The following is a 3,350-nucleotide window of genomic DNA, read 5'->3' as shown; positions in this document are numbered from 1 at the left end:
TATATACATTGGTGTAACGTCGATCTGGTTGTCTGCGTCTGTGAGTGTTCCGTATCGGTGCAGGAAGCGGTCGAACGTCTCCGTTTCTTTGGGGCGATCGCGCATCCTCCCTGCTCCAGCATCACCCTTGCCCGACCTACTCGGAAGCAGAAGCGGGTAAAGTCTCGCTGCCGGGCACAGCCTGTCTGCCTTGGACGTACCGACCACGTCGATGCGCGATAGCTTTCGAGGCGTCATCGAGCAACTGACCGCCCTGCTTGCGGATTGCCAAGCGCTAACGGGTTCTAGGGCTACCGGTGAGGCAGTAGGCGGTAAAATACGGCTCATACGTCTCTCGGTGCGCATATTCGATGTCGTAGATCTGACCTCCCCTCACTCGCCTCCCTTCACCCGTATGTCGGATGACGCACGAACTATCCCGTCCGAGACCAATCCCTTCCCTTAAATAGCCATCGGCCAACAATTTTGCGTTGCGCGAAGTCAGACATTTGGAAATACATTCTTAGATCTGTGAAATAAAAATACCTCATCCTTGGGCAGATCGGCATGGCTGCCGGTAGGAGGAGAAATGTTCGCGCGCTTACAGAAAATCACCTCTGGAAATTCGTCTTCGGCGCGGTGCTGTCGGCTCATCAAATCGACGCGAACCGGTGATGATGCCTTAGAGATGATCCGCTATGAATACGCACACAGATTCATATTTCGCGACATTCGGTAATACTGCTCTCCCGACAAGTATCGCTTTCTCGGAAACGTCCGCAGATTTCGGTGGGCCGCGCTATTATGCGCACGGGCGTGCAGCTCTAGCGAACGCCCTCGACGAGGGTCTCATGGCCGACGAGGTCTCGCGCATCCTCGCTGGGCGAAGTATCGTCGAGGCCTTTCCCGTCTGGCAGGGCGAAAGTCCGGCGGAGTACGCGGCGCGCGCCGTCGCCGAGATGTTCGTCGCCTACCTTCAATAGGTTCTGCTGCGTCGTCGGGCTCAAGCGTCCGACATAGTCGCCTTCACTCTGGTTGACGCCGCGCTGCGTTTTCGACGGCGGCGGCGAGGGGTGATGCGCTCCAGGCAAGAGTCTCACATCATGCCAATGATTCAAACGCCCGGGCAGGGTCTCCCGGCGCGCGTGCTGCTGCGCGCTGTCATGATCGGTGCCCTCTGCGCAGCAGCCATCTCTCCGCTTTCTGATGGGGGCCCACCCGTCCCGAGGCGGGAGTTGGCCGGCCGTGCCAGCGTTTTCAGCGAAGAGCCATCCGACGTGGCGGCACGGGTAACCCTCGGCCCGGGCGGCCGGGATATTCGGTTGGCCGGCGATCTCACGGAGGGCGTGGCGGCGCGCGTCGCCGCGTTGCTCGCGACGAACCCGCGCGTCGAACGCCTTCACCTCACCAGCGATGGCGGCTTGGTCGATGAAGCTATGGCGCTCGGGGCGCTGGTCGCGCGGCGGCACCTCGTGACCTACGTGCCGGATGCCTGCGCCTCCGCGTGCACCCTTGTCTTCGTCCAGGGACGAGCCCGCTATCTGGCCGTGGGCGGGCAACTCGGTTTTCATGCGCCCTACGAGCTTGGACCGGGCGGCCGCATGGAGGCGGTCGATCCCGATGTCGAACGGGCAGCCTATCTCGCGGCAGGCGTGGCGCCGGATTTCGTCGCGCAGACCATGACGGTGGCGCCCAAGGATATCTGGGTTCCGGAACCCACCCGGCTGCGCGCGGCGGGCGTCGTCACCGGGATGGTCGGAACCGACCGCTTTCCCGATTCCACACTCGATGCCGATTCGAGCCCACAGGCGGCGCGGGACGAGATACTCCACAACGTGCCGATCTTCGCGACGGCCAACCCTGCTTCGGTGGACGCGGCAGTGGCTTGGTATCGTGATGGGTACTTGGCCGGCCGCACGGAGGCGGAAGCTCTCGCCGGTCTGCGCCGGCGGGCGACGACCGAACTCCGACGGCAAGTCCGGTCTGCCGACGATGCGACCCTTCACGCCTTGGGTCTCGTCATCCTTGCGGACACGACGGATGCCGACATCTGCGCGGCGGTGGCACAGGGTGACCTCGTCACGCTCGACGAGACGCTCAGACGCGCGCGGCCTGGCAGCCCGGGCCTAGCCCCTCTGCGCGCTGGGCGTTCGATCGAAGCTCAGACCCACGCTGTGGTCGGTTTCGAGTCGAAGGGAACCGCTCGACCCGGACGCCCCGTCATGTCCTCGGTCTGCACTGGACCCATCACGGCGATCCGTCGCGCCCTGGAACGCGCGCCGCATCAAGCCGCGCACGCCATACGTGCAGTGTTGATGGGTGAACGATCGGCGAAAATCGCCAGTGCGGCGGCACAGTAAGGGTGACCCGAATCGCCTAAACGGCGATGACCAACCGGTCCATCACCCCCCTCCCCGGCTGAACGCGAGGCACCGATGACGACGACACGCCGTAGCGTTCTACCCGGAGCGCTTGCGCTGGCCGCCAGCGGAGCCTGAGCCGCTACGGCCCTCCGTGTGGTCGCCTCCTCGGTTCCGCATACGGAGATCCTCGAGTTCGTCGAACGGACGCTCGATCCAGGGTTTCCCCTGACACTCATCGAAACCACCGGCGATATCCGCCCGAACGGCCTCCTGCGCGACGGTGACGCCGACGCGAATTTCTTCCAGCACGTGCCGTACCTGCGCGCGGAAGAGGCGCAACTCGGGGTCAGCCTCGCGGTGATCGCCGCCGTCCATGTCGAGCCCCTCGGGATCTACTCCCGGCGCCTGAAGACCCTCGAGGCGGTGCCGCGAGAGGCGCGCGTCGCCTTGCCGAACAACGTCCCGAATTTCAGCTGGGGGCTGAAGCTCCTCGAGGCGAGCGGACTGATCCGGCTCCATTCGGGTGGAGACGGGACGTTGGCAACGGTGCAGGACATCGCCGGGAACCAAAGAGACCTCCGCTTTGTCGAAGTCGCCTCGGCGCAGCTGCCGCGCTCCCTCGACGACGTCGATGTGGCGGTCATCAATAGCAATTATGCCTTGGAGTCCGGGCTCGACCCGGCTCGGAATGCGCTCGCGCTGGAGCGTGCCGAGGGCAATCCGTACGCGAATGTCCTCGTGACGACGCAGGCCTTGGCGCAGGACGAGCGCATCCTGCGCCTCGCCAGCTTACTGACATCTGCGGAGGTCGCCGGTTTCATCAGCGAACGCTGTCGCAGCTTGGTCATTCACGGCCGGCGCGCCTGACTCTGGCATCTACCCGCCCGCCATTGTTTCAGGTTGGCTACAATTCGACTTCGAACGTCGGTCTTATCGATCCGGTCAACATCTTGAGCAATGATAACACGGAGTAAATCTAACTTACATCTGATTTTTACTGTATAATAC

General features: G+C 63.2%; 3 protein-coding genes. All 3 read left to right on the top strand.

Annotated features, from left to right (window positions below):
* The first annotated feature begins 830 nt into the window (after window positions 1–830).
* The 3 genes from FV233_RS31720 (at window position 831) to FV233_RS28760 (ending at window position 3,209) form a co-directional block, all read left to right on the top strand.
* On the top strand, window positions 831–962 hold the full coding sequence (locus FV233_RS31720; RefSeq protein WP_281408058.1) for a hypothetical protein: 132 nt from the start codon (window positions 831–833) through the stop codon (window positions 960–962).
* Between the two features lie 339 nt (window positions 963–1,301).
* The gene (locus FV233_RS28765; protein WP_246690131.1) at window positions 1,302–2,339 is read left to right on the top strand and encodes a hypothetical protein; all 1,038 of its coding nucleotides are present in this window, start codon (window positions 1,302–1,304) and stop codon (window positions 2,337–2,339) included.
* 156 nt (window positions 2,340–2,495) lie between these two features.
* The gene (locus FV233_RS28760) at window positions 2,496–3,209 is read left to right on the top strand and encodes a MetQ/NlpA family ABC transporter substrate-binding protein (protein WP_238259546.1); all 714 of its coding nucleotides are present in this window, start codon (window positions 2,496–2,498) and stop codon (window positions 3,207–3,209) included.
* The last annotated feature ends 141 nt before the right edge of the window (window positions 3,210–3,350 follow it).

The sequence above is a fragment of the Methylobacterium sp. WL7 genome (assembly GCF_008040085.1).
In the GTDB taxonomy this organism is placed as follows: Bacteria; Pseudomonadota; Alphaproteobacteria; order Rhizobiales; family Beijerinckiaceae; genus Methylobacterium; species Methylobacterium mesophilicum.
Note: the sequence above shows the minus strand (reverse complement) of the source record. Positions and strands in the feature narration are given on the sequence as shown.

What these genes read in the sequence shown, in the direction of transcription:
- FV233_RS31720 (WP_281408058.1), top strand. Translation starts at nt 831, where the DNA reads ATGGCCGACGAGGTCTCGCGCATCCTCGCTGGGCGAAGTATCGTCGAG.